Source organism: Tenacibaculum piscium (assembly GCF_021390755.1).
Classification (GTDB): Bacteria; Bacteroidota; Bacteroidia; order Flavobacteriales; family Flavobacteriaceae; genus Polaribacter; species Polaribacter piscius.
The window spans coordinates 485,918-511,314 of sequence record NZ_JAJGWR010000001.1 but is presented as its reverse complement, the minus strand read 5'-3'; the positions used below and the strand labels follow the sequence as shown (position 1 = coordinate 511,314).

Genomic DNA, 25,397 nt, shown 5'->3' with positions numbered 1-25,397 from the left:
CCATAGATTCTTTAAGATAATTAACGGAATAAATTGAAGTAATGAATTAAAGTAATTTTCGAAAAACTACTTAACCTCAAGCAATTCTACTTCAAAGATTAATGCCGAAAAAGGCTTGATATCTTGACCTCTTTGTTGTGCTCCGTAGGCTAAATCTTGCGGAATGAAAAATTTATATTTTGCTCCTGGTTTCATCAATTGTAATCCTTCTGTCCAACCTTTGATAACTTGACCTACGCCAAATTCACTAGGAGTTCCTCTTTTCACAGAACTATCAAAAACAGTTCCATCAGTTAACGTTCCATGATAATGCACTTTTACACGTGATTCTTTAGTTGGTGCTTCTCCTTTTCCTTCTTTTAAAATAAGATATTGTAATCCTGAAGAAGTTGTTTTTACTCCTTTTTTCGTTTTATTTTCGGCTAAGAATTTTTCTCCTTCTTTTTTATAATCTCCAAAATCGGCTGCTGCTTTCTCAGCTTGTGCTTCTTGTTGTTCTTTCATTTTTTCAGCTTGTTTTTTCTGAAAAAACACTCTTAAAACAGTATTGACATCTTTCGTTTCTACTAAAAAGTTTGTCGAATCCATTCCATTTTTAAATCCCTGAACAAATAAATCTTGATCGACATCATCTAAATTCATTTTAATTTTAGTTGCCATATCTAACCCTAAACTATAACTTACAGAATCCATTTCTGTAGCTAATGAACTTTTAGTTTTAAATTGACTATTTCCACACGATACTACAGAGAACGTTAAAACAGCTCCTGCTAAAATTTTAGTTAATTTCATTTTAATTATATTAGTTGTTTATTTTGATTTATTATTTAATTTCTAGTAATGCAACGGTACTTTTTATGGGTTGATTTACGGTTATTTTATTTCCATCGCCCACAACGCCAAAAGCGCGATATGACGGAATTACAAAAGTAACAATTTCTCCCTTTTTCATCAACTTTATTCCGTCTTGTAATGCGGGAATAAAATCTTCTTTATCTATTTTATAGCTTCGTTCTTCTTTTTGATAAATGATATTTCCGTTAATATCTGAAATATCAAAAGAAAAAACCACGGTATTTTCAAGCGTTGGTTTTGGGTTCTTTACAGGATTATTTATAGAATCTTTCACAAGATAAGTATACCAAAAACCGCTTTGAGAAACCTCATATTTAGTGAGTGTATCTTTGGAAATCCATTTTTCTAGGCGTTTTTTCTCTAAGGCGTTTAACTTTTTATTTTTAGCGATAACTTCTTTATAAAAATTAGTTGTTCCTTGTTTTTTGGGTCTTCTCGCTTGGTTTTCTGAACAAGAAAACAAGGTTGAAATCATCAAAAAAACAAACACTTTAAAAAATTTAATAACAATACGATTATCCTTCATAAGACGTTTCTAATACTTTTTGATATTCAGGTAATAACGCTGTAAAAGTAGCAATAGTATCTTCTAAGGAAACATCACTTTTTCCTCCAGCGGCGTTATCGTGTCCGCCACCATCAAAATGATTTCTGGCAAATTGATTTACCGAAAAATTCCCTTTACTACGAAGCGACATTTTAACAATTCCTTGTTCTTTATCTTCAATAAAAATAGCCGCAAATACGATTCCTTTTAGCGAAAGTGCATAATTTACAACGCCTTCGGTATCCCCTTTTTCGTAGTTAAATTTTTTCTTTTCTTCTTCGGATAACGTAATAAAAGCGGTTTTATATTCGGGTAATAATTTCATATTACTCAAGGCTTGTCCTAATAATAATAAGCGATTATACGAATTTGAATCGTGTACATTACTGTGGATTTTATCATTTTGCGCACCTTTATCAATTAAATCGGCAATAATTCGATGCGTTTTACTTGTGGTTGAACGAAAACGAAAAGAACCTGTATCGGTCATAATTCCTGTGTATAAACAGGTCGCAATATTTTCATCAATCAAGGCAACATCGCCCATCATTTCAATAAAATTATACACCATTTGACAGGTTGATGACATCGAAACATCCGAATACATATACTTAAAATCATCAGGTTGTTGATGATGGTCAATTAAAGCAAACTCATTTTTATATTTTTCTAAGGTATTTTGCATATCGCCACCGACTCTATGTAAGGCGTTAAAATCCAACAGAAAAACAATATTTGATTTCTCTAAAGCACGAACACTTTGTTTATTTTGACGGTCAAAACGATACACCGTTTCAGAACCTGGTATCCAATGTAAAAAATCGGGATATTCATTTGGCATTACAACTTGCGCAGTATGTCCTTTTTTATCTAAATAATGTTTCAATCCTAAGGTTGAACCAACGGCATCTCCATCAGGATTTCGGTGTCCTATAATCACAATATTTTTGGGTTGTGATAAAAATTCTTGAAGCTGTGTAAAGTGTTTTAAAATCATAGATGACAAATATACAAATTAATGATTTATTAATCTTTTTATGCTTTTATTTTTGTTCTTTTACTAAAAATTACATTCATGATTTTTAGTAAATTTTCTATTTATATTTTGTTGTTTTTAATTAGTTTGATATCTCTTTCTATTGATAATTGTTATGGTCAAGAAAAGTTTACGTTAGCTTTTGGTTCGTGTGATAATCAGAGAAAAGTAAACCCTTTTTGGGAAGATATTATTTCTTTAAAACCCAACGTTTGGATTTGGGGCGGCGATAATATTTATGCTGACACCAATAATATGACTAAAATGGCGCGATTTTATCAGCAACAAAAAAGAGATACTTCGTATCAAAAACTGATAAAAAACACGCCTATTTTAGCTACTTGGGACGATCATGATTACGGCATAAATGATGGAGGAATTGAACACGTAAAAAAAGAAGAAAGTCAGCAATTATTTTTAGATTTTCTAAACGTTCCTAAAAATTCTCCTAGAAGAAAGCAAGCAGGAATTTATCATTCCGAAACCTTTAAAATTAAAGATAAAAGCATCAAAATAATTGTTTTAGATACGCGATATTTTAGAACCGCTTTAACAAAAGGTACTGGTAAAAATAGGTATCAACCTACAAAAAAATTAACAGGAAGTATTTTAGGCGTTGCACAATGGAAATGGCTAGCAAAAGAATTGACAAATTCTACAGCAAATTTTACTGTTATTGTGAGCAGTATTCAAGTACTTTCGAAAGAGCATGGTTTTGAAAAATGGGGAAATTTCCCAAATGAAGTACATAAATTTTTTAAATTGATTGAAACTTCAAAAGCAAAAAATGTCATTATTCTTTCTGGAGATAGACACATTTCTGAATTTTCAAAAACAAATCTAAATACTATTTCGTATCCTATTATCGATTTTACGTCAAGCGGATTAACGCATGCTTATAGTTCTTTTTCTTCGGAAAAAAATAAGTATCGAATTGGTAAAGTTATAAGTGATTTGAGTTATGGCGTGTTATTTTTTGATATAAAATCAAACGAAGTTACCTTTCAGATTCGTGGTAAAAACAAGGTTATTTTACAGGAAATCAACCAAGTATATCCTTAATTTTGTAATAACATTAAAAAGTGTATTTTTGCGCCGATTTGTGCGAAGTTTGCACTTACATTTATTAATTAGAAACTCAATTACAATGGCAACAAATAGAACTTTTACAATGATTAAACCAGATGGTGTTGAAAACGGACACACTGGCGCAATTTTAGACAAAATTAATGCTGCAGGTTTTAGAATCGTAGCGTTGAAAAAAACTCAAATGACAACTCGTGATGCAGAAGCTTTTTATGCGGTACATAACGAACGTCCTTTCTTCGGAGAGTTAGTTGAATTTATGACTCGTGGTCCTATTGTGGCTGCTATTTTAGAAAAAGATAACGCTGTTGAAGATTTTAGAACTTTAATCGGTGCTACAAATCCTGCTGATGCTGCTGAAGGAACAATCCGTAAAATGTTTGCTACTTCTATCGGTGAAAACGCTGTTCACGGTTCTGATTCTGATGAAAACGCTGCTATCGAAGGTGCTTTTCACTTTTCAGGAAGAGAGATGTTCTAAAAATATTTTAAGAACAATAATTCTTTTTAAATATATAAAAACTCGTTACAATTGTTGTAACGAGTTTTTTATTAAAATATGAATCCGTCAAACTGAATTTAGTTCAGTTTCGCATCCTGATTTTCCGTAGTTTTCCTGTTGATGCGATGCTGAAATAAATTCAGCATGACGAAAATCTGATTTTTACACAACATCTTTTACTAAGTCGTATTTTATTTCATCATAATTAGAAATTACTTTTTGCGCTAACGAATAATCCTGTTCTTTTGAATGTTCACTTTTATAAGCAACACAATAAATTCCGCCATCGTAAGCGGCTTTAATTCCGTTGGTAGAATCTTCAATTACTAAACATTCTTTTTTATCAAAACCAGCAATATCGGCTGCTTTTAAAAATATTTCAGGATGTGGTTTTGATGCTTTTAAATCGGCTCCGCTAATTTTTCCTTTAAAATATTTATTTAAATCGAATTTATTAAAAACATTATCAATAGTAACCATCGATGCCGACGATGCCAAAACTAAAGTAACACCATTTTCATAATAATTTTTAATCAATTCTAACACTCCTGTTAATAATGCTAAGTCATTATCATCAGAAAAAAAGAGTTCTTTAAAAAAAGCTCTTTTAGAATCTACCAATTCGGTTGCCTGAAGTGTTAAATCAAATTTCGCCACTAAATCTTTACAAATCTCTAAGGTTGATTGCCCTGTGTACGAATTGTAAAGTTCCTGTGAAACCTGAATCCCGACTTTTTCAAACATTAAAAAATATGCTTTTTTGTGTAACGGTTCGGTATCTACAATTACGCCGTCCATATCGAATAAAACTGCTTTTAAAGCCATAATAATGATTTTCTATTTTCCTACAAAAATAATCAATTGCCCTTTACTGATTGCAATTATTAAGCATCACTTTATATGAATTATTTTGTGAAATTTATTTTATACGGATACTCATTTTCATCGGCTGTATTATATCAAATTTTGCATCTTTATATTTCGGAGGTCCCATAAATCCTTTTGCATTGTTCGAAATTCCTGTAGGTTCTTTGGGGATTCCTAAAAAATTGGTATCCATTTTTTCATTTTCATTTTCATCATGAAAAACCGATACAGCATACGTTCCTGTGGGAATATTTGTTATTTCTGCGGATGCTTTTTTAGCTATTATTTTTACAATTACTCCTTTAAAAGGTGTTTTCAAAAAGCTTTTTTCGGCATTATAAAGTGCGATATATAAATTTCCTTTTGATGATTTCATTCCTTCAAAACCCAAAGTAAGCGTGTGTTTTTCTTGTGATGTTATCATTGCTATATTACTAAAAAAGAAAGCGAATATTAAAATTATTTTAGAGATATAGTGGAGCATACTTCTTCTTGTTATAAATTATTTTGATTGATTTTTGATTGATTTTGATTGCTATTTGAACGTAAAAAACAACTCATTATTATATATCCTTTTTTTGATTATTTTTTGCTTCTTGTTTTTTAGCGATATATTACGTATCTTTTTCGTGTATTATTGCAGTAATAATACTACTATTTTTTTAATTTTAACATTATGATTCGTTTCTATTTATATAAAATTAACAATCTATTTTAAGAATTTAAAAATTTAGTATTATCAAAAAATAAGCACGCTGTAATTTATATTTTGATTAAATATTTTGGGAATTCTTTTGATAAAATAGCCTAAAACATTTGATAAAAATGTACTTTTACGGGGTATAAAAAATCATTATGTCACACGATTTAAGCGATTATAGAAAATCATACGAGAAAAAGGAGTTACTTAAAAAGAACTGTCCTGAAAATCCGATGGAATTATTTAGAAACTGGTTTCTTACAGCAGACGCCTCTGAAGTAGTAGAGGAAACAAACGCTATGAATGTTTCCGCAATAGGACTTGACGGTTTTCCTAAAAACAGAATTGTATTGTTAAAAAAATATACTTGGGAAGGGTTTATTTTTTACACAAACTATCATTCAGAAAAAGGAAAAGCTATTCTAAATAACAATAAAGTATGTCTTTCTTTTTTTTGGCCTGGATTAGAACAACAAATAATCATCAAAGGAAAAGCTGAAAAATTAGCCGAAAATTTATCTGATGGTTATTTTGAATCAAGACCCGATGGTAGCAAATTAGGTGCTTGGGCATCTAACCAAAGTGAAGTTGTTGCTTCTCGTGAAGTGCTCGATGAACAACTTCAAAAAACAACCAATCAATTTAAAGACAAAGAAATTACACGTCCGCCACACTGGGGAGGTTTTATGGTAAAACCTACTTCTATTGAATTTTGGCAAGGTCGCCCCAACAGAATGCACGACCGAATACGATATACTTTAGAAAAAGATTTTTCGTGGAAATTAGCACGTTTAGCCCCATAATTTTATATTTACATACATTTTAATAATTTAAATGAAAACACTTTATATTGTTCGTCACGCAAAATCTTCTTGGCTATACCAAGGTATTAAAGATATTGATAGACCTTTAAAAGAGCGTGGTATTAAAGATTCACATCTTTTTTCTAAGTTTCTATCCCAAGAAATAGTAAAGCCAGATGTATTTGTTTCCAGCAGTGCAAATAGAGCGTTACACACAGCTATTATTTTTTGTGAAAATTTTAAATATCCGCTTTCTAACCTGCAAATAAAACGTCAATTATATAATTTTAGTGATGGTTATTTAGTCAAAACCGTAAATGCTTTAGATGATAATTTTAGCAGTGCTATTATATTTAGTCACGACCACGGTATTAATAGTTTTGTAAATAATTTTGGCGATAAACCAATAGCTCACGTGCCTACTTGCGGAATTATAGGCATCGAATTTAAAGACAAACACTGGAAAAACTTAAAAAAGGGACGCACTATTTTAGTCGATTTCCCAAAAAATCATAGATAAAATTATAGTATTTTGAAAATAAAAAAATATGGCGCTATTGATATCGGCTCTAATGCTGTAAGACTTTTAGTAGCAAATGTTATTGAAGAAAAAAATAAAGAACCATTATTTAAAAAATCATCCTTAGTTCGAGTTCCTATCAGATTAGGAACCGATGCCTTTGTTAATGGAATTATATCCAAAGAAAACACCAGTCGAATGATTGATGCCATGAAGGCATTTCAATTAATCATGAAAGTTCACGGTGTTGAAAAATACAAAGCCTGTGCTACTTCTGCCATGAGAGAAGCCAGAAATGGCGCCGAAGTTGTTAGTACTATTTTAAAAGAAACCAATGTTGCTATTGATGTTATTGATGGTAAAAAAGAAGCTGCAATTATATTTTCTACTGATTTACATCATTTAATTGATTCTGATTTTACATATCTTTATGTAGATGTTGGCGGTGGTAGTACCGAATTTACCTTGTTTTCTAAAGGACGAATTGTAAAATCAAAATCGTTTAAAATAGGTACCGTTCGACTAATCAATAATAAAAAAACTGAAAATAATGCCATTTTTAAACAAGTACAAGAATGGGTAGAAGAAAATACTAAAAACTATAAACGTATATCCTTAATCGGTTCTGGAGGAAATATCAATAAAATTTTTAAAATGTCGGGCAGAGAAGTTGGAAAACCAATTTCTTATATTTATTTAAATGCTCAATATCAGTTTTTAAAAAAAATGAGCTATAAACAACGTATTTCGGAACTAAGCTTAAACCCCGATAGAGCCGATGTTATTGTTCCTGCTACTAAAATTTATTTATCAGCAATGAAATGGAGCGGTGCTCGAAAAATATTTGTTCCTAAAATAGGACTTTCTGACGGGATCATTAAAAGCCTATATTTCAATAATTTATAACTCTCAATATTCTTTTAACATTTCATTAACATCTATAGAAAAATACTTATATTTGTTTAGGTGTGACTTTCATAAAAAAAGTGTGTCATATAATTAAACTAAGTAATCATAAACAAATTTTTATCTATTATGAAAAAATTACTATTAACGGGAGCCTTATTAGCTTTCTATTTTACTGCATCGGCACAGGATTTGCCTACCAATGCAGAACCCGGAAAATGTTATGTCCGTTGTAAAACTCCTGCTTTATGGAAAAATCAAGATGTAACTATTGAAATTGCTCCTGCTTACAAAAGAATTGTAACGCACCCTACTCAATATAAAACCGTTACTGAAAGTGTTTTAGTTGATGAAGGAAGTCAAAAATTAGTAGTTGTACCTGCTAAATATGAACCTCAAACCTATTCAATCGTTACTAAAGAAGCTAGCCAACGTATTGAAAGATCGTTATCAAAACCTTCTACCGCTTCTGAAACGGTAATTACAAAAGAAGCTGCTCAGCGTTTAGTTGTAATTCCTGCAAAATATGAAATGCGTGACGTTACTGTAGTAACCAAAGAAGCGACACAACGTTTAGAGATTATCCCTGCAAAATATGAAATAAAAGATGTTGTTGTAGTTGTTAAAGAAGCATCGCAACGTTTAGTAAAAGTACCTGCTACTTCAAGTGTAGTTACTGAAACTATTGTTGTAAAAGAAGCAGCTGAACGTTTAGAAGTTGTTCCTGCAAAATATGAAATGCGTGATGTTGTTGTTACTGTAAAAGAAGCATCACAACGTATTGAAGTTGTTCCTGCAAAATACGAAATGCGTGACGTTACTGTAATGGTAAAAGAAGCATCGCAACGTTTAGTTGTCGTTCCTGCAGTATATGGAACTGAAACTATTTCTTATAAGAAAAGAGATTACGGAAATAAATTAAGTGTAATTCCTGCATCTTTTAATAACGATAGTGAAACTATTGAAGTAAAAGCAAAATCGGCAAGATGGCAAATGAGCGAAAAAGCGCCTGATTGTGAATCTTCTGATCCTAACGACTGTCGTTACTGGTGTTATAAAGAAATCCCTGCACAATTTCAAACGGTTAATAAAACTGTTTTAGAAAAAGATGCTAGTATTGTTTCTACTCCTGAATGTAATGAAAGTACTTCACCTAATGGATGTGGTAATGGAACCTATACAAAAAGAGTTGTTAAAACTCCTCCAAGTACAAGAGTTGTAGCAATTCCTGAAATTACAAAAGTAGTTAAGAAAAGAGTAATGGTAACTCCTCCTACAACAAGAACTATTGATATTCCTGCTGTAACGAAAGTTATCAAACAACGTGTAATGACTACACCTCCTAGTACTAGAAAAATTGCAATTCCTGAGGTAACTCAAACTATCAAAAGAACGGTAATTACTCCAGAATCAACTAGAGTAGTAGCAATTCCTGAAGTAACGAAAATTGTTAAGAAAACAGTAATGGTAACGCCTCCATCAACTAGAACAATTGATATTCCTCAAGTAACGAAAGTTATCAAGAAAAGAGTAATGGCAACACCTCCATCAACAAAAGTTATCGCTATTCCTGAAGTAACGACAACTATTACAAGAGTTATTCCTGCAGTTACAACAACAAAAGTGATCGCTATTCCTGAAGTAACGACAACTTTAACAAAAACTGTAATGGCAACTCCTCCAACATCTAGAGCGATTAAAGGAGAGCCTGTTTACAGAACTTTAAAGAAAACTGTTTTAGAAAAAGATGCTTGGAAAGAAGAAGTTCCTGTAGCAGCTAAATACAAAACAATTACTAAAGAAGTATTAGTATCTAAAGGTGGATTAACATCTTGGAAAGAAGTAGAATGTAAATTAACAGTAAACACTCCATTACCAATTAACTGGAATTTAGGAAGTTCAACATTAACTTCAGGTGCTAAACGTTTAATTGATACTAGATTATTACCAATTTTAAAAACTGGTGTAGCTGCAGCCGTTGAATCTCATACAGATTCTAGAGGTAGTAACGTAAACAACCAATCTTTATCAGAAAGAAGAGCTCGTTCAGTAGTAAACTACTTAATTTCGAAAGGAGTTAATGCTAGTCAATTAACAGCTAACGGTTATGGTGAAACTAAATTAACAAACAGATGTGCTGATGGCGTTTCTTGTACAGAACGTGAGCATGCTGCAAACCGTAGAACTACTTTTAGAGTAATTAATCAAAAATAATTATTGATTAAACATACTTTTAATTAGTATTTTTAAAATAAGAAAACCGAGCTTTTGCTCGGTTTTCTGCTTTTATAGAATGATATAAAGCAATCTAAAATAATATTAAAATACGGCAAGAGATTAAAAAAACTATTGTTTAAAAAAAGTAAAAATAGATCAAACCACCTCAAAGAAATTTTATATCAGCTTAGAGCCTGTTTAAATTTCATCTGAAAAAAACATCACAGAAAAATAAGAAATAGAATCCGTCAAACTGAATTTATTTCAGGTTCGTATCCTGATTTTATGTGTTTTTTTTAGCTTTTTTTGATGATTCTTGTCAATTCGAGTGATTTTAATGACTAAAAGGAATTAAAATTGTATCGAGAATTTGAATTCTTTTATGTTGATGAATTTTGATTGATTTTGATGCTAAAAAAGTTCTCGATACAATTTTTTGAAGGAAAAAAATCACTCGAACTGACAGTTTATTTAATTTTTAAACAAGCTCTTAGCATCTTAATTTGTATTTTCACTATTGATGAAGTTTAATTTTTTAGCTTCTTAATTCTATATCAATTCGAGTGATTTTAAACTTTGGATAATCAGATAATTATTTTTCGATACAATCCTCAAGATAAATTAAAGACAAATTTTAAACTTATATACTCGTTGGTAAACATTTCTAAACGTTGTAAGTAATTCTCAAAAAAAAGAAATTTAAAAATACTTTAATTTACTTTAAATCTGAAAATAAAATTGACCGAATTATTACGTGAAATTTAAATTTATAACGTTCGTAGAATTGAGCAAAACAGAAAACAAGAATTGAAAAACTTGTCAAAATTACTCAAATGTTGAATTAAAAAATAGAAAATTAAATCAGAATTATAAACTAAAACAAACTACTTAAAAAACATCTATAAAAAATGTTTAGTTTAGTCTTAAAAACAAAAGTCAGTGCCATTTTATTACATCTAATTTTCCTGCGAAAAATCCTCATAAACAAAACAGTACTTTTCATATACAAACAAAATATCCTCTATAAAATAAGAAAATCTTAGATTTATAGAGGATATTTTTAATTTAAAAAAAACACTTATTTAAGTAATACAACTTCTAGTTTCAATTCTTTTTCGAACCAACTTTTAAGTTCTTTTTCTTTTCTTTTAACTATTGAATCTGCTAATTTTTTATTCCAAACTATTGATAATTCAGGAATTGTATCTATTTTTATAAAATCCGTAGAAGATAATTTTTTAGAAAAACTAATTCCTTTAATATCATTAAATCTGATTTTAGCTTCTTTCGCTATTTTACTAAACGGAATACTATTTTCATCTCTTTTTAAAGCATTTTGCTCTATATTATTATTTAGACTAGAAATTGTAAGTTTTAAATCTTCAATTTCTTTCTGTAATCCTTTTATGATATTATCTTTTAAATCTAAATCAACAATTGCTCTATCGTAGGCATCCACGACTCTATCGACACTTCTAGCTTTATTTTCATTGATAAATAACTCATAAACATCTAATTTAGGATATGTTTTTAGTTCATTTCTTAAAAAAGTTTCGGTAGCATCGGTTACATCACCATTAAAAAACAGGCTAATTTTTTTATTTTTTTTATCGATATTTTCTCTTTGTAACCATAAATCTTTATTCGCTAGAATTTCTTCTTTTAAAAATTTATCATAATTTGCAGTAACGACGCTTTCTTTATAAACATTTACAAAGGTGAACATGGCAGGAACCATCACTAAGAAACCGACAAAAGAAGCTATCTGTGCGATTCTTTTTCTTTTTTCAGAATTTACATATCGAATCATGGTAAATCCTAATAATTTAAGCACTAAAAAAGTAGCTAAAGCGATAAAAATAGTATTGATTGTAAATAAATACATCGCTCCAAAAAAGTAGTCAAAATTACCGATTGCCAAGCCATAACCAGCGGTACATAAAGGTGGCATTAAGGCAGTTGCAATAGCAACTCCAAATATTACAGATGCTATAGTTCCTTTTTTTGTTCGGGCGATAATTAAGGCTAAACCACCAAAAAAAGCAATTAAAACATCTCGAATATCGGGTTTTACTCTTCCTAATAATTCGGAAGTTTCTTCTTTTAAAGGAAATAAAAAGAAGAATAAAAATGCGGTTAATAAACTCAAAACAATCATAGTTGCTAAGTTTATCATTGATTTTTTCAACGTATCAATATCATTAATTGCTAATGACATTCCGATTCCTAAAATAGGTCCCATTAAAGGAGATATTAACATGGCTCCAATAACCACGGCTGTTGAATTGGCATTTAATCCAATTGATGCTACAAATATTGAGCAAATTAAAATCCAAGCGGTAGCTCCTTTAAACGGAATATCGACTTTTATGGCTTCTATGGTTGCTTCCTGATCGGTATCTTCTCGGAAATCTAATAATTCTACTAGAAATTTTTTGATGCTTTCCCATAATCCTTTAGCATCTTCCTGAATAGCTTGTTTAGATTGTGCAACATCTTGCTCTTTTTTTATCTTTTCTTCCATCTAAATTAATTATTAATAATGGGCGAAAGATACGAAATTCCTTATTACTCAATTTGTTGAATTTATTGAATTTCTTGATTTATTAAATTAAAAAAGCTTGAAGATATTTTCTTCAAGCTTTTAAATTAATACTAAAATAATATTTAGTTTTTAATATTTATTTTTTAATGTTTAATTTCTTTTTCAAACTATTTGTAACAGCATCTTTGTGTACTAAAACCGAAATCGTTTTCAATTTAAAATACGGAACAGACATATATACATAACCGTTATTTCCTTTTTTTGCTCCCCAAGAATTTTTTACTTTAAAGTATTTATTTCCTTTTTGATCTTTTACCAATCCTACGATGTGCATTAAATGGTCATCTGTGGTATTGAAATTTTCAAATTCTGCTTGACGAAAACTAGGTGTTATTGTTTTTTCTTTTACGATTTCAGTCAATCCTTTTTCACTTTCTGAGCTACTTGCAGGAATAAAAGCGACACCGTTTTCTGCTGAAAATGTTTTTTCAGAAACATCACAATCTAGCGCTAAAGTATAGCCTTTTTCGACAGCTCTTTGCGTAAGTTCTGTTAATTCATCTAAAGATACATTGTAAAATGAACCATTTGAGAAATTATCAGGAATATTTAAAATAAACTTATCATACATTTTTTGATGCTCAAAAGAAGTAATCGTTAAATACTCTGAAGGATTTATTTTGGTAAATTCTGCAAAACTTTTCGGTGTATATTTCTTTCCTTCGAAGCTAAATTCATTTTTATTTTCACCTAAATACACATCTAAAACTCGTTGTGTTGCTTGTTTCCATTTCGGGCTTAATTGTTTTGCTGGATTTTTGATATACGTATCCAACATCGATTTTAAAACCGCTATTAATTCTGCATGATTATGAATATCTTTTCCGGCATCCAATCCCGAGAAAATTTGTTCTGGCACGAGTCCGTAATTTGCTACTGAATTTAAAACATCGTGTGCCAAACCGCCTTGACTAAATTGCGCTTTCCCTTGACGATATACATAATTTTCAGCTTTTTCTGAATAAGTATTACGTACAGTATACATTTCAGATAGGTCGATATTTTTACCTGTTAATCGTATAATTTCAGACTCTAAGAAAGAGCTTGTCGAAAAACTCCAACAAGTTCCTGTATTTCCTTGACTTTTAACGTGACTACTTTCGATATCTTTTACGGTTTTAAACTTATATTTTTGAGCAGTTATTGAACCGATACTTAAAAAGGCAAAAATGGCACCTATCAACAAATTTTTCATATAGTATAGTGGTATATTTTAATTTAATCAGCAATATATTCTTTTTGATTATTTTTAGCATCATTTTAAAAGTTAAAATCTTCTAAAAGTCTTTTATTTTATTTTAAATTTACGTTAAATATCATCTAAAATATCTTCTAAAAATATTTTAAAAATCGATAATTACGCCTATTCTTGGCAAGGCACTTCCTTTACTACTTTCGATTTCTTCTAAAACATATCTTGAAGTATCGTTTGGATCGGTAATTCTTCCTGTAGCATCTTCAGTGGCTAATAAAAACGGATTTTGTTCCGCACTACTTCCATATATATTTTGAATATCAAGATACAAATTAATAGCAACATTGTTCAAAAACCATGTTTTATCGAGTCGTGCATCTAACTGCGTGTAAGTGCTAAAACGTGTTTGATTTAATTTTGTATAATCTAAAATACCGCCATTTACGATATCATAATTTACTTTTAAAGAAGAAGCATTGGTATCATAAGGCGTATGTGGTCTTGCGCCAACTAATCGGAATTTTGCGCCTATTTCCCAATTTTTCTTTAATTTTTTCCCTGCCGTTACCGTTAACAGATGTTTATTATCCCAAGTCGATGGAATGTAATTTCCTAAGGCATTTTTAAATTCACTGCGTACAAAAGTATATGAAGCCAATCCGTACAAACCATTATACGATTTTTTTTGAGCCAATATCTCAACTCCGTAGGCTCTTCCTTTTGAATTTGAAAGTACTTCTTCGTTACCAACAACCCCAAAACCATCGCCTAAATTAGCCAAACTTACTTGGTTTCGAACTGAAAATGGATAATTTTTGTACGCTTTATAAAATCCTTCTAAGGTAATTTTAGCACTTGTATTGGGTTTGTATGCAAAACCGCTCACAAGATGGTCGGCTTGTATATATTTCAATCCTTTTTTGTTGATAAATTCGCCTGTATTATTTTTGAATCCTAATACGGTATAAGACGGCAATTGATAATAACGTCCTAGCGATGCACTTAATGAAACCTTATCATTTAGATTGTAATTTAATGAAAGTCTTGGTGAAAATTGATGTAATTGATTTTTCATCTGCGGATTATAATCAACACCATCGGTTCTAAATCCGAAGGAAACCCCTAATTTATTATCTAAATATTCTTTGGATACATTGGCAAAAAAGCCATATTTAACAAAATCAATATTAGCATTAAACGTATCTTCAAAAAGTCCTTGTGAATTGGCTACTTTTCGATACGTATCATTTAAATAGGTCGCTACTTCAACATTTGTTCCTAAGTTGAACTTATAATTATTGCTCGTTTTAAAAGTATTCTCGTATCTAAATTTGGTTTCTATTTCTTTTGAACTATAATCTAACAATAAATTTTCGGGTTGTTCTTGATTCAAAAAATATTTTTCTGCTGTATTTTTGAGTTCATTTCGACTAAGCACTACTAAATGTGTCGATTTATCTGCAAAATATTTATAACTAGCTCCAACGGTGTAGTTCCATTGACTATTTACGGGAACGGTATTTAAAATTATTTTATTTCTTTTTAGAGTTTCTTGGTCTGTTTCGCTATCATTTACAGATTCATTCAATTTAAAATTGTCGATTGCTCCCAAAGCAATTATTGATAATTCGCTATTTTTTGATAATTGTGATTTTACATTTAATTGAAAATCATTATAAGTTGGTAAAAAGGGTAATTTTATCAATTTGAATAAAAATTGTAAATATGATTGCCGAACAGACAACATAAAAGTAGTATTTTTTCCCAACGGACCATCTAAAGTAATTCCAGCATCGGAAGTTCCTAGCGTTGCTCTTGTTTTAAGCTGGGTTGGATTTCCTCTTTTTTGGGTAAATTCGATAACGGAACTCAATGTATTTCCTCTATTTACGGGAAAAGCACTCGAATAGAAATCAACTTTACGGATTAAATCGGCATTCATAATTCCGACAGCACCTCCCGTAGCGCCTTGGGTTTGAAAATGATTGATTACAGGAACTTCAATGCCATCTAAATAGAATTTATTTTCAGATGTTGCCCCTCCTCTAATTATAATGTCATTTCTAAACCCAGGATTAGAAGCCACGCCAGGAAACGATTGAATAACTTTTAAAATATCTCTATTTCCTCCGGGATTTTTTTCAATTTCGGCAACGCCTAAGGATTGTAAAGAAAGTGGACTTTCTACGGATTTTTTAAACAAACTTGCTTTTATTTCTACTTCTTTCAGGGTTGTTTCTCGTTCTTTTAGTTCGATATTTATAAAAGTAGTTTTACCGTTGGTTACTAAATATTCATCTGAAATGAAGGTTTCGTATCCTATAAATGAGATTTGTAATTTATTATATCCTAGCGGGATATTTGCAATTGTAAACGTACCATTTTCATCAGAAGCACTACCGATAGAAGTTCCGTAAACTAAGATGTTTACAAAGGGAATGGCTTCTCTTGTATTGGCATCGATTATTTTCCCTGAAACAACGCCTTTATTTTGATTTTCATCGTTATTTTGACTTACAACAGTAGATACTTGTAGTAAAAGTATCAATAAAAATAACGATAAAAATAAATTTAAGAATATCTTTTTCATAAAATAGCGAGCTTAATTTCTGGCTAAAATACAAAAAAACCTCTATCAAAAGACAGAGGTTTTGTGGGGAGAGCAGGATTCGAACCTGCGAAGTCGTAAGACAACGGAGTTACAGTCCGTCCCAGTTGGCCGCTTTGGTATCTCCCCAAAGCTTTCGAAAAAAATAAAAAAGCTTTTCTTAATTACAAGAAAAGCTTAGTGACCGGGCTGGGGCTCGAACCCAGGACCCTCTCCTTAAAAGGGAGATGCTCTACCAACTGAGCTACCAGGTCATTTATTATTTTCTCCTTAGCGGTTGCAAATATACAAGGTTTTTAGAGTTCTGCAAAATTTTTTATTGAAAAAATTATAATAATTTTAATCACTTTTTATAGTTCGCTATTTTACAGAAACTTATCTTTTATTTATTTTTCAAAAATCTTCAAAATAAATAATTTTATACGTCTAATAAATAGGCTTCTCGTACTTTTTTAAATAAATTTGAGGAATACACGAAATCGACAACAGCTTTATTATCGGTTTTAAAAATTTCTTTATGAGAACCTTCCCACGCTTTTTTTCCATTTTGAAGAAAAACAATCTTGTCCCCTATTTCCATTACCGAATTCATATCGTGTGTATTGATAACCGTTGTTATTTGATATTCATGAGTAATTTCTTTAATTAAATTATCAATTACAATCGAAGTTTGCGGATCTAATCCAGAATTTGGCTCATCACAAAACAAATATTTAGGTTTCATAACAATGGCTCTAGCAATCGCTACTCGTTTTTGCATTCCTCCTGATAATTGCGCAGGATATTTTTTATTCGCATTCTCTAAATTTACTCGTTTTAGCACGAAATTTACTCTTTCTAACATTTCCGCTTGTGATTGTTTGGTAAACATTTTCAAAGGAAACATTACATTTTCTTCTACAGTTTGCGAATCAAACAAAGCACTTCCCTGAAAAACCATGCCGATTTCTTTTCGAAAATTTCGTCTATCATCAATTGTCATTTCGGTATTTACTCTACCATCATAGGTAACTGTTCCTTTTTCAGGAATGTGCAATCCTATTAATGATTTTAAAAAAACCGTTTTCCCTGAACCACTCTGACCGATAATTAAACTCGTTTGTCCTGGAAGAAAAGAAGTCGTAATTCCTTTTAAAATTTCAACGCCATTAAATCCTTTATGTAAATTATTTACTTCTATCATTTTATGTTAATAACATTTGCGTTAATAAATAATTCGCAATTACAATAAGAACCGTTGTCCAAACTACCGATTGCGTACTTGCTTTCCCTACTTCTAACGAACCGCCTTTTACATAATATCCGTGATATGCAGGAACTGTCGCAATTATAAAAGCAAAAATTAATGTTTTTATCATGGCATAACTTATTAAAAACGGGTCGAAATCCATTTGTACTCCTGTAATATAATCAACTCCAGCAAATAATCCTGATAAAATCCCTGTAAGCCAACCGCCAAAAATCCCTAAAAACATGGCTAAAATTATCAAAAATGGATAAAAAAATACAGTGGCAATTATTTTAGGCAATACCAAGTAATTTAAGGAATTAATTCCCATAACTTCTAGTGCGTCAATTTGTTCGGTAACACGCATAGAACCAATACTTGACGTAATATAAGAACCTACTTTTCCCGCTAAAATGATGGAACAAAAAGTAGGTGCAAATTCCAAAATCATAGAGCGTTTTGCCGCGAATCCTATTAAGGAATCTGGAATAAAAGGACTGTCTAAACTAAGAGCAGTTTGTAAGGAAATTACGCCTCCTATAAAAAAAGATATAAAAGAAATAATCCCTAATGATTTAAGCCCAAGTTCGTCAATTTCAGTAAATAAAGCCTCCCGAAAAATACGCCATCGCTGGGGTTTTGTAAAAACTTGTTTTAGCATCAAAAAATACTTACCGATATGCTCAATGTAGTTCATTTAAATACTCTGTTTTTCTTTTGGCTAAAGTATTAAAAAACGATTAACTCTCGGCTTTTTTATCGCTTTTAGTATGTATTTTGACATTCTTTTAATATTCTTTTAATATTTTTTGACACCTATTTTACTCTTAAGATGAGTATCTTTGAACTTATTTTGATTAAAAACCTTCTTAATTTTATAGTAAAAAAAAATAATGAAAAAAATTATTCCTTTAGCAATTCTTGCTATATGTTGTTTATCAGGATTTACTTCATTAACTGCGAAGAAAAAAAATCCACCTAAAAAACCGAAACTCGTTGTCGGCATTGTTATTGACCAAATGCGTTATGATTACTTAATTCGTTTTGCCAATAAATACGGAAATAACGGCTTTAAACGTTTATTAAAAGATGGTTTTTCACTTGAAAACGCACATTATAATTACATTCCGACCTATACCGCTGTTGGACATACGTCGATTTACACAGGAACAACACCTGTAAATCATGCGATTATCAGTAATAATTGGTACGATAAATTCTTAAAAAAAACAATTTATTGTGTTGATGATACGAATTATAAAACCGTTGGAAACGATGGAAAAGGTGGTGAAAAATCGCCCCACAGAATGCTAACCACCACCATTACCGACCAATTAAGATTAGCCCAAAATATGAAAGGGAAAACAATTGGTATTGCTATTAAAGACCGTTCGGCAATTTTACCTGCTGGACATACCGCAAACGGTGCATATTGGTTTGATGGCGGTAGTAAAGGCGATTGGATTACTTCGTCGTATTATATGAAAAAATTGCCAAAATGGGTGCAAGATTTTAACAACGCAAAAATTGTAGATACTTATTTAAGTAAACCTTGGAAAACCTTACACAACATCAATTCTTACACCGAAAGTATTGCTGATAACAATAATTTTGAAGCACCTTTTAAAGGAGAGGAAACGCCTGTTTTTCCGCATAATATTCCTGAATTAAGACATAAAAACAACAATTATAGTATTATAAAAGCAATTCCTGCGGGAAATTCTTTAACTACGGATTTTGCAAAATCGGCTATTATTGGCGAAAATTTAGGAAACACTAACTATACCGATTTCTTAGCGATTAGTTATTCTTCAACCGATTATGTTGGACATCAATTTGGGGTTGCTTCCAAAGAAATTGAAGATACCTATTTACGTTTGGATAAAGATTTAGCAACACTTTTCAATTTTTTAGATACGCAAGTTGGGAAAGGAAATTACACCTTATTTTTAACAGCCGACCACGCTGCTGTTCAAGTTCCTGCTTATTTGCAATCGGTTAAAATTCCTGCAAATTATTTCAGTTATACAAAATTCAGAACTTTTGTAAATGACATCACTAAAAAATATTTTAAGTCAGATGCGTTGGTTGAAAATATTTCAAACTTTCAGATTTTTTTAGATAAAAATAAAATTGAATCTTTAAATTTAAGTAAAAATGAAGTTGCTCAAAAAATAGCCGATGAAGTAATTAATTACCCAGGAATTTACAAATCAGCAACGGCAAGAACCTTGCAAACAACATCATTTACTTCAGGGATTTTAAACTCATTACAAAATGGCTATAATCAAAAATTTTCAGGCGATGTGTTACTTGTTCCAAATCCATCAACGGTTAGTTATCCTAAAAAAGGAACAACGCACGGTTCTGGATATTCATATGACACGCATATTCCTGTAATTTTTTATGGAAATGGTATCCAAAAAGGAAACTCTAAAAAGAAATATGAAATTATTGATATTGCTCCTACTTTGGCGAATTTATTGCAAATTGAATTTCCAAATGGAACAACTGGAAAAGTTATTGAAGAGGTTTTAAAGTAAAAATTCACTCAAATTTTCAGGAACAATTTTACTCGAATTTACTCAAATTGACAGTTTTATCTTTTTTATAATTTCTGTCAATTCGAGTATTTTTTTTTAATTTTTACTATTATTTTTCTGGCGGATATTTTTCAAGAATTTTAGCTGTTATTTTCTGATAATACGCTGTTCTTTCCTGCGGACTTAGGTTTTTTTTGATATTCGTATTGGCGATTCCTTGCCATAATAACGCATCATTTTTACCAGCAATAAAATTAACGGTTAATTCTTGTTTTATTTTTCTGGTTTCAAGAGGGATTCCTCCTGAAATATTAAAACCAACACGACCGCCTCCACCGATTCCCACACCGATGGTACTATTATTTTCAACAATACTTTCTTTGGATAAAACATCAATATACATATCAGGATTATCGGATAATTTCATACCTTTTTGCTCCAATAAAAATATTATTTCACCCGTAACTCTCTTAATATCGAGTGCATTTAAACCTTTTCCTGCATCTTCAAAAAACTGAAATGTTTTATAATTTTCAAAATTGATACTCGTATCATAATCATAAACAACTTTGGAAGAAGAACAACCAATTATAGAGAATACTAAAATTAATAATATTGAACTATTTTGTACGTATTTCATCATTTAGAAATTGTTTATAACATTTACTCTTTTAACACAATTCTTGTCGGCGTATCTTTTCCATTAATGATACTTTCTGTTCCTTTTGCTACGGCTTTAATTGTTTGGGTAATTACGCTCATATTTAAAGTTTCAGCTTCATCAGAAACCTTATGATACTCTTTATCAACATCAATTGGCGTGGTCGAAAATGTGTGCGAAGGAACTCCCAAACGAGCTAAAGACGCATTGTCCGACCTAAAAAATAAATTAAATTTTTCATACGGATCCGCAAATAATTGATAATCTGTACCTTTTAAATTATTTTGAATAATTTTACCAAAATCAGAACGTTCAAAACCTGTTAGCCACGCCGTATTTTTCCCGAAACTTGGTGTTTTCCCTATCATTTCTAAATTGATTCCTGCGACAAATTTTGTTGGGTCAATTCCTTTTCCAAAAAAATTAGAACCGATTAAACCCATCTCTTCCGCCGTAAAACAGACAAACAAAATAGTACGTTCATTCGTACCTTTTTTCGCTAAAAATTCCGCCAATGCTAACACGCCAACAACGCCAGAAGCATCATCATTTGCACCGTTAAAAATAACATCGCCTTTTCCTGATTTTTTTACGCCTAAATGGTCGTGATGTGCCGATATTACTACAATCTCCTCTTTTTTACTTTTTCCTTCTAAAACGCCAATAATATTGCTCATTTTGATGCCTTCATGCGTAAAATTCTGGCGGTAAGTCGCTAAATTAGCATACGTTTTTAACCCAATACGCTTAAATTCATTTTCAATATAAACCGTCGCTTTTTCCATACCTTCTGTACCAGGTTTTCGCCCTTGCATTTCATCCGAAGCCAACGTATATAAATGTTTTTTTACAAGAACGCTATCGATAATAAACGCTTTTTTTGAAGTTGTTTTTTCTTGATATTTTACCGTTTTACAGGATACCAAAAACACTGGCAAAAATGCCGATATATAGATTATTTTTTTGAAATTATTTTTGAAATTTATTTTAATATTGATTTTCATTTGATGTTATTTATTATAAAGGCTAAATATAGCCAATTTAATTTCTTAATTTTGTTAAAAACCCACAACTTACAATCATGGATTTACAACATATCCCAAATATAAAACATACCGAGGCTAATAATTTTTTTCTTTTAGCAGGTCCGTGTGCTATCGAAAGTGAAGAAATGGCAATGCGAATCGCCGAAAAAGTACTTACAATTACCGATAAATTAGCAATTCCGTATATTTTTAAAGGAAGTTTTAAAAAAGCAAATCGAAGTAGAATCGATAGTTTTACAGGAATCGGTGATGAAAAAGCCTTGAAAATTCTAAGAAAAGTTTCCGAAACTTTTAATGTGCCAACCGTTACCGATATTCACGAAGTTTCAGACGCTTACAAAGCCGCCGAATATGTCGATGTTTTACAAATTCCTGCTTTTTTAGTGCGTCAAACCGATTTGGTCGTTGCCGCCGCCAAAACTGGAAAAGTCGTTAATTTGAAAAAAGGACAATTTATGAGTCCTGAAGCAATGCAACACGCCGTGAAAAAAGTACACGATGCAGGAAACGAAAAAGCATGGATTACCGATCGTGGAACGATGTTCGGATATCAAGATATGATTGTCGATTTTAGAGGAATCCCAACCATGCGTCAATTTGCTCCGACCATTTTAGACGTGACACATTCACTTCAACAACCCAATCAAACAAGCGGTGTTACTGGCGGAAGACCCGATATGATTGAAACAATCGCAAGAGCTGGAGTCGTTAATAATGTCGATGGTTTATTTATTGAAACACATTTCGACCCCGCAAACGCAAAAAGCGATGGCGCAAATATGTTACATCTCGATTATTTAGAAAAATTATTGACAAACTTAGTCGCAATCAGAAAAACGGTGAATAATTTATAATTTGATAACTATAAATAAAGTTGTTTTAAATACTTGATATAAAGCAACTTTATTTTCAAAAAGATAGAAAAAACCTGAATTTTTTAGTTAATCTCAAACCTCACAGTTTTTTTAAAACCTGTGAGGTTTATTTAGCCCCGATTGAAGCAATTGTTTGAGCTCTTTTTTTTGATTTTTCTTCAAAAAAAAAGCGAGTGCGGAAAGCGGGAAATAGCTCCAAAAAAAAATGAAAATGATTATTATCAAAAAAAATGTGTCAAAAATTGGAATAATACTACTGATTTTTAATAGTATCTTGCTTACTTCTTGTAATATTTTTGATTCTCCTGATACAAAACATGAGGCAAGTATCGAATTTGAACACCAATGGAACGGTGAAGAAATAGAACTCAATAAATACTATAAATTTCAACACCCAAAAACAAATATAAATACTCCTAATGTTATTGATAGTATTAAATTTGAAAACATAAAATATACTATTTCGAATGTGAAATTAATACATAAAAAGAGTAAAAATACGACTGATATCAGCAGTCTAAAAACAATACAAATACCTGTAAAAGAAAGAAATAACAACTTATACGCCGATGATTTGGAAGGCGGAGATTATACCCTGCAATTTAATTTAGGACTTAATTTAGTCTTTGAAAAATCTTCTTTTAAAATTGAAGGAAATACTAAAAAAATAAACACTAAAATAAACACAGAAACCGCTTTTAAATACGATATCGCACCGATAAAAAATGATGAAATTAATCCAATACAAATTACATTCGATACTTTTGAAATTTGGTATTTTGTAAATACCGCTACGATTAATGTTGATTTAGCGAAACTTTTTGAAAACCCTAATATTGATATTGAAAAACTATCTAACAAGCCCGTAAACGATAAAAATAATCAACAAAAAATGCTGGAAAATGCCAAAAAAATGTTCTCTTCTAAGTTTTATTATGATTAATTATCAAAAATTAATTTCTGATTTTTCGTAAAATATCTTCTAAACCATTTAATTGCATTTCATAAACCAAACCCATCATTTTACCTAATTTTCCTGCAGGAAACCCTTTGTTTTTATACCAAACAATATAATGTTCGGGCAAATTATCTAAATAATAGCCTTTATATTTTCCAAAAGGCATTCTCATTTGAGCAGTATCCATTAAAAATTGTTTATCTGGTAACATCTATTTTACTTTTTTTACTTATAAAAAATCCCGCAATTGCGGGATTTTATTCTTATTTTTTATGCTTTTTTATTATTCTGATATTCCGTTTACATAATCTTGTAAATACGCATAACGTTCAGCTAATTTCCCTTCGCTTGTCGTCATTTTTGCACGTTCTAAAACACCGTTTTTATCATCATTGAAAAAAGCTGGAATTACATTTTTTAAAAACATTTCTCCAAATCCTTCACTCGCATCTTTTGGTAATTCACACGGCAAATTATCCACCGCCATTACCGTTATAGCATTTTCATCAGTGAAATTAACCTCTTTTTCTGTTTGAGGATTGTAACCATAAATAGGCTCGGCAATTGTTGAAGAACGAATTGTTGAAGCTACTGGACCATCGACATCACAAGAAATATCAGCGACATATTTAATATTAAACTCAGGATTTTTTGCATCTTCTCGAGTAAATAAATACGGCGCGCCATCGCCATAAAAATGACCTGCGATAAAGAAATCTGTTACTTTCGCATACGGCATAAAATTGCTTTCATAACCCGTTGCATCTTTATAAAAAGCAAACTTATTCCCTACTTTTCCATCGATACGCTTGCTGTATTCCATCACATCAGAAATACAATATACAGGCTCGGTAAAATCCGCCGTTAAATATAAAGCATCGCTTACTTGTTTTATGTTCAGATGCTCTAAAATTTCTTTTGCTCCCTGTGCTACTTTCCCTGTTCCTGTTAATAAAATTTTGATATTTGGCACCGTAATTTTATCTAATTCCGATTTTACAGCATCTAAATCGGTAAGTGTTTCTACTTTTGGTAAAGTGAATAATTTTTCACGTAAACCCAAAGCTCTAAAACCATTGTAAGCGCCGACCAAACCTGCATAACGACCAAAACCAATTAATCGAGCTCCATCTTCTTTGATAATGGTTTCATGGTCATACATTTGAATATTTTTGGATAATATTACTTGTAACAACTTGCGATTGTAAGGTTGCTTTTTAATTGTATGTGAAAAGAAAAAATATTTTTTATTCGGAATTAAAGCCTCTAAAGGAACTTCTTTGACACCTAATAATACATCACAATCTGACATATCGGTAACTACCTCTATACCTACTTTTTGATACGCTTCATCACTAAAAACACGAATATCGGAACTTTCTACCACGATTTCAGCGGATGGAAATTGCTCTTTAAATTCTTGTAATTTTTCAGGTGAAAAAACAACTCTTCTATCTGGTGGATTTTTACGTTCTTTAATAATTCCGAATTTCATGTATGTATTTTGTGTAAAATTAAACAAATAAACTATAATTGTTAAAAATATAACAATTTAAGCGAAAATACTTGATTTAAATGTATTGTACAAATAGTATTTTGTTATCTTTGCATTTCCTAAATGTATTTTTATTAAATAATT

The 25,397-nt window shown here is 30.9% G+C and carries 23 protein-coding genes and 2 tRNA genes; 9 read left to right on the top strand and 16 right to left on the bottom strand.

The window, feature by feature from the left end:
- Positions 1–66: 66 nt before the first annotated feature.
- The 3 genes from L0U72_RS02405 to L0U72_RS02395 are packed head-to-tail and all read right to left on the bottom strand — an operon-like array spanning position 67 to position 2,399.
- A complete protein-coding gene (locus L0U72_RS02405) occupies positions 67–792 on the bottom strand; it encodes an FKBP-type peptidyl-prolyl cis-trans isomerase (protein ID WP_101916473.1) in 726 nt (241 codons plus the stop codon).
- Between the two features lie 31 nt (positions 793–823).
- On the bottom strand, positions 824–1,333 hold the full coding sequence (gldI, locus tag L0U72_RS02400) for a gliding motility-associated peptidyl-prolyl isomerase GldI (protein WP_262909828.1): 510 nt from the start codon (positions 1,331–1,333) through the stop codon (positions 824–826).
- Between the two features lie 37 nt (positions 1,334–1,370).
- A complete protein-coding gene (locus L0U72_RS02395; RefSeq protein ID WP_233897093.1) occupies positions 1,371–2,399 on the bottom strand; it encodes a DHH family phosphoesterase in 1,029 nt (342 codons plus the stop codon).
- A gap of 78 nt (positions 2,400–2,477) precedes the next feature.
- On the opposite strand from L0U72_RS02395, the gene L0U72_RS02390 reads away from it, so the two are divergent.
- Together L0U72_RS02390 and L0U72_RS02385 are read left to right on the top strand one after the other, a co-directional pair.
- Positions 2,478–3,500 carry an alkaline phosphatase D family protein gene (locus L0U72_RS02390; RefSeq protein ID WP_233898308.1) on the top strand — a complete coding sequence of 341 codons (1,023 nt, stop codon included), beginning with the start codon at positions 2,478–2,480 and terminating at the stop codon, positions 3,498–3,500.
- Between the two features lie 85 nt (positions 3,501–3,585).
- Positions 3,586–4,005 (top strand): nucleoside-diphosphate kinase, encoded by a 420-nt coding sequence (locus L0U72_RS02385; protein ID WP_233884077.1) that lies wholly within the window; start codon positions 3,586–3,588, stop codon positions 4,003–4,005.
- A 183-nt stretch (positions 4,006–4,188) separates the two neighbouring features.
- On the opposite strand, the gene L0U72_RS02380 is transcribed toward L0U72_RS02385, so the two are convergent.
- Both L0U72_RS02380 and L0U72_RS02375 read right to left on the bottom strand, forming a co-directional pair.
- Positions 4,189–4,851, bottom strand: coding sequence for an HAD family hydrolase (locus L0U72_RS02380; protein ID WP_233898307.1), 663 nt, complete (start codon positions 4,849–4,851; stop codon positions 4,189–4,191).
- 94 nt (positions 4,852–4,945) lie between these two features.
- A complete protein-coding gene (locus L0U72_RS02375; protein WP_233898306.1) occupies positions 4,946–5,317 on the bottom strand; it encodes a DUF2141 domain-containing protein in 372 nt (123 codons plus the stop codon).
- A 431-nt stretch (positions 5,318–5,748) separates the two neighbouring features.
- Here L0U72_RS02375 and pdxH point away from each other — a divergent pair, with 431 nt between their 5' ends.
- The 4 genes from pdxH to L0U72_RS02355 all read left to right on the top strand — a co-directional run bounded on the left by pdxH (position 5,749) and on the right by L0U72_RS02355 (position 10,036).
- Positions 5,749–6,396 (top strand): pyridoxamine 5'-phosphate oxidase, encoded by a 648-nt coding sequence (pdxH, locus tag L0U72_RS02370; protein ID WP_233884073.1) that lies wholly within the window; start codon positions 5,749–5,751, stop codon positions 6,394–6,396.
- Between the two features lie 31 nt (positions 6,397–6,427).
- Positions 6,428–6,916 (top strand): SixA phosphatase family protein, encoded by a 489-nt coding sequence (locus L0U72_RS02365; protein ID WP_101916465.1) that lies wholly within the window; start codon positions 6,428–6,430, stop codon positions 6,914–6,916.
- A gap of 9 nt (positions 6,917–6,925) precedes the next feature.
- Entirely contained in the window at positions 6,926–7,822 is an 897-nt protein-coding gene (locus tag L0U72_RS02360; RefSeq protein ID WP_233898474.1) for a Ppx/GppA phosphatase family protein, read from the top strand.
- Between the two features lie 129 nt (positions 7,823–7,951).
- Positions 7,952–10,036 (top strand): OmpA family protein, encoded by a 2,085-nt coding sequence (locus L0U72_RS02355; RefSeq protein WP_233898305.1) that lies wholly within the window; start codon positions 7,952–7,954, stop codon positions 10,034–10,036.
- Between the two features lie 1,081 nt (positions 10,037–11,117).
- Here the strand turns inward: L0U72_RS02355 and L0U72_RS02350 are convergent.
- From L0U72_RS02350 to L0U72_RS02320, 7 genes are all read right to left on the bottom strand, one after another.
- A complete protein-coding gene (locus L0U72_RS02350; protein ID WP_233861140.1) occupies positions 11,118–12,563 on the bottom strand; it encodes a DUF389 domain-containing protein in 1,446 nt (481 codons plus the stop codon).
- A 157-nt stretch (positions 12,564–12,720) separates the two neighbouring features.
- Positions 12,721–13,839, bottom strand: a complete 1,119-nt coding sequence (locus L0U72_RS02345; RefSeq protein WP_233884068.1) for a C1 family peptidase — start codon at positions 13,837–13,839, stop codon at positions 12,721–12,723.
- A 148-nt stretch (positions 13,840–13,987) separates the two neighbouring features.
- Positions 13,988–16,429 carry a TonB-dependent receptor gene (locus tag L0U72_RS02340; RefSeq protein WP_233898304.1) on the bottom strand — a complete coding sequence of 814 codons (2,442 nt, stop codon included), beginning with the start codon at positions 16,427–16,429 and terminating at the stop codon, positions 13,988–13,990.
- A 64-nt stretch (positions 16,430–16,493) separates the two neighbouring features.
- Positions 16,494–16,576 (bottom strand) — tRNA-Tyr (locus L0U72_RS02335).
- A gap of 52 nt (positions 16,577–16,628) precedes the next feature.
- A tRNA-Lys gene (locus L0U72_RS02330) sits at positions 16,629–16,701 on the bottom strand.
- A gap of 164 nt (positions 16,702–16,865) precedes the next feature.
- On the bottom strand, positions 16,866–17,630 hold the full coding sequence (locus L0U72_RS02325; protein WP_101916455.1) for an ABC transporter ATP-binding protein: 765 nt from the start codon (positions 17,628–17,630) through the stop codon (positions 16,866–16,868).
- A 1-nt stretch (position 17,631) separates the two neighbouring features.
- Positions 17,632–18,372, bottom strand: coding sequence for an MlaE family ABC transporter permease (locus L0U72_RS02320; RefSeq protein WP_101916454.1), 741 nt, complete (start codon positions 18,370–18,372; stop codon positions 17,632–17,634).
- Positions 18,373–18,568: 196 nt separating this feature from the next.
- On the opposite strand from L0U72_RS02320, the gene pafA reads away from it, so the two are divergent.
- Positions 18,569–20,218: an alkaline phosphatase PafA gene (gene pafA / locus L0U72_RS02315; protein ID WP_233898303.1), complete on the top strand. Its 1,650-nt coding sequence runs from the start codon at positions 18,569–18,571 to the stop codon at positions 20,216–20,218.
- Positions 20,219–20,327: 109 nt separating this feature from the next.
- On the opposite strand, the gene L0U72_RS02310 is transcribed toward pafA, so the two are convergent.
- Positions 20,328–20,861, bottom strand: coding sequence for a DUF4136 domain-containing protein (locus L0U72_RS02310; RefSeq protein ID WP_233898302.1), 534 nt, complete (start codon positions 20,859–20,861; stop codon positions 20,328–20,330).
- A 20-nt stretch (positions 20,862–20,881) separates the two neighbouring features.
- Positions 20,882–21,883: a M28 family peptidase gene (locus L0U72_RS02305; protein ID WP_233898301.1), complete on the bottom strand. Its 1,002-nt coding sequence runs from the start codon at positions 21,881–21,883 to the stop codon at positions 20,882–20,884.
- A 77-nt stretch (positions 21,884–21,960) separates the two neighbouring features.
- Between L0U72_RS02305 and kdsA the strand changes: the two genes are divergently transcribed.
- Positions 21,961–22,779 (top strand): 3-deoxy-8-phosphooctulonate synthase, encoded by an 819-nt coding sequence (gene kdsA / locus L0U72_RS02300; protein WP_101916450.1) that lies wholly within the window; start codon positions 21,961–21,963, stop codon positions 22,777–22,779.
- A 232-nt stretch (positions 22,780–23,011) separates the two neighbouring features.
- Positions 23,012–23,743, top strand: a complete 732-nt coding sequence (locus tag L0U72_RS02295) for an MbnP family protein (RefSeq protein ID WP_233898300.1) — start codon at positions 23,012–23,014, stop codon at positions 23,741–23,743.
- A 10-nt stretch (positions 23,744–23,753) separates the two neighbouring features.
- On the opposite strand, the gene L0U72_RS02290 is transcribed toward L0U72_RS02295, so the two are convergent.
- Together L0U72_RS02290 and L0U72_RS02285 are read right to left on the bottom strand one after the other, a co-directional pair.
- Positions 23,754–23,969, bottom strand: coding sequence for a DUF3820 family protein (locus tag L0U72_RS02290; protein WP_101916447.1), 216 nt, complete (start codon positions 23,967–23,969; stop codon positions 23,754–23,756).
- Positions 23,970–24,041: 72 nt separating this feature from the next.
- Complete coding sequence (locus L0U72_RS02285) at positions 24,042–25,253, bottom strand: NAD(P)-dependent oxidoreductase (RefSeq protein ID WP_233898299.1); 1,212 nt, start codon at positions 25,251–25,253, stop codon at positions 24,042–24,044.
- Between the last annotated feature and the right edge of the window lie 144 nt (positions 25,254–25,397).

Excerpts from the sequence above, each read along its gene's own strand:
- pafA (WP_233898303.1), top strand. The coding sequence starts at position 18,569 with ATGAAAAAAATTATTCCTTTAGCAATTCTTGCTATATGTTGTTTATCA.
- L0U72_RS02365 (WP_101916465.1), top strand. The coding sequence starts at position 6,428 with ATGAAAACACTTTATATTGTTCGTCACGCAAAATCTTCTTGGCTATAC.
- L0U72_RS02305 (WP_233898301.1), bottom strand. The coding sequence starts at position 21,883 with ATGAAAATCAATATTAAAATAAATTTCAAAAATAATTTCAAAAAAATA.
- L0U72_RS02340 (WP_233898304.1), bottom strand. The coding sequence starts at position 16,429 with ATGAAAAAGATATTCTTAAATTTATTTTTATCGTTATTTTTATTGATA.
- L0U72_RS02390 (WP_233898308.1), top strand. The coding sequence starts at position 2,478 with ATGATTTTTAGTAAATTTTCTATTTATATTTTGTTGTTTTTAATTAGT.
- kdsA (WP_101916450.1), top strand. The coding sequence starts at position 21,961 with ATGGATTTACAACATATCCCAAATATAAAACATACCGAGGCTAATAAT.
- L0U72_RS02375 (WP_233898306.1), bottom strand. The coding sequence starts at position 5,317 with ATGATAACATCACAAGAAAAACACACGCTTACTTTGGGTTTTGAAGGA.
- L0U72_RS02380 (WP_233898307.1), bottom strand. The coding sequence starts at position 4,851 with ATGGCTTTAAAAGCAGTTTTATTCGATATGGACGGCGTAATTGTAGAT.
- L0U72_RS02295 (WP_233898300.1), top strand. The coding sequence starts at position 23,012 with ATGATTATTATCAAAAAAAATGTGTCAAAAATTGGAATAATACTACTG.
- L0U72_RS02405 (WP_101916473.1), bottom strand. The coding sequence starts at position 792 with ATGAAATTAACTAAAATTTTAGCAGGAGCTGTTTTAACGTTCTCTGTA.
- L0U72_RS02310 (WP_233898302.1), bottom strand. The coding sequence starts at position 20,861 with ATGATGAAATACGTACAAAATAGTTCAATATTATTAATTTTAGTATTC.
- L0U72_RS02355 (WP_233898305.1), top strand. The coding sequence starts at position 7,952 with ATGAAAAAATTACTATTAACGGGAGCCTTATTAGCTTTCTATTTTACT.
- L0U72_RS02345 (WP_233884068.1), bottom strand. The coding sequence starts at position 13,839 with ATGAAAAATTTGTTGATAGGTGCCATTTTTGCCTTTTTAAGTATCGGT.
- L0U72_RS02285 (WP_233898299.1), bottom strand. The coding sequence starts at position 25,253 with ATGAAATTCGGAATTATTAAAGAACGTAAAAATCCACCAGATAGAAGA.
- L0U72_RS02395 (WP_233897093.1), bottom strand. The coding sequence starts at position 2,399 with ATGATTTTAAAACACTTTACACAGCTTCAAGAATTTTTATCACAACCC.
- L0U72_RS02350 (WP_233861140.1), bottom strand. The coding sequence starts at position 12,563 with ATGGAAGAAAAGATAAAAAAAGAGCAAGATGTTGCACAATCTAAACAA.
- L0U72_RS02320 (WP_101916454.1), bottom strand. The coding sequence starts at position 18,372 with ATGAACTACATTGAGCATATCGGTAAGTATTTTTTGATGCTAAAACAA.
- L0U72_RS02325 (WP_101916455.1), bottom strand. The coding sequence starts at position 17,630 with ATGATAGAAGTAAATAATTTACATAAAGGATTTAATGGCGTTGAAATT.
- pdxH (WP_233884073.1), top strand. The coding sequence starts at position 5,749 with ATGTCACACGATTTAAGCGATTATAGAAAATCATACGAGAAAAAGGAG.
- L0U72_RS02290 (WP_101916447.1), bottom strand. The coding sequence starts at position 23,969 with ATGTTACCAGATAAACAATTTTTAATGGATACTGCTCAAATGAGAATG.
- L0U72_RS02385 (WP_233884077.1), top strand. The coding sequence starts at position 3,586 with ATGGCAACAAATAGAACTTTTACAATGATTAAACCAGATGGTGTTGAA.